Raw genomic sequence first — 824 nt, 5'->3', positions numbered from 1 at the left:
ATATGATGTACGACTCTTTACCTTTGTGATGGGCAACAGTGCTAATAGACCACTACTCGATAGCATGACAAAAATTTCTAACGGCTTCGCAATGAGTGTATCCAATAGTGATGACATCGTTGGCAAGCTAATGATCGCTACCGAAAAACTAACTCACGAAGCCTTTCATGATGTCGAAGTTGATATTGACGGCGTTAAGGTTAAAAACCTTACACCCGCCCGTATCGGTTCTGTGTACCGAGGTCAGCAGCTTATCTTGTTCGGACATTACTGGGGAAATGGTAAAGCAACGGTTGAAATCAAAGGCAAAATGTCAGGCCAACAACAAACCTACACAACGTCTTTTGACTTCCCAAAACAAAGTGAACTCAACCCTGAGATAGAAAGGTTATGGGCGTTCGCGAGCATTGAAGCATTGCAGAATAAAATTGACTATCTAGGCGAAGATGCAGATGCCAAACAAGCCATCATCGACATTGCCAAACAATATGGTTTAGTCACCGACTACACTTCGATGATTGTTGTGAGAGAAGAGGTATTCAAGCAGCTTAACATTTCAAGAGATAACGCCAAACGCGTAAAGAAAGAATTGCAGGCTAAACAACAACGCGCAAGCCAGCCGGTAAGAGACCATCGTAAAGATGCCCATCAACCAGCTTTCAACAACACCCGCGCTTACCCGAGCTCTGGTGGAGGCTCATCTAGCCCCTGGATGATGTTATTGCTGCTCATCGCGGCGGTGTTATCACGAAAGCTTCAATCAAAGCGTTCATAAAACACCCTAAAAAACGAAACCAATGCTGATCTATGAACTCGGTTTTCAT

At 44.1% G+C, this 824-nt stretch carries 1 pseudogene; it reads left to right on the top strand.

Features of this window, described 5'->3' with window-relative positions:
- Positions 1-775: pseudogene (locus A3763_RS24665) on the top strand (hypothetical protein); the annotation flags it as partial.
- Positions 776-824: the final 49 nt, after the last annotated feature.

The sequence above is a fragment of the Oleiphilus sp. HI0128 genome, from assembly GCF_001635365.1.
The sequence above is the reverse complement of the archived record's forward strand: the minus strand, read 5'-3'. Positions and strand labels throughout refer to the sequence as shown.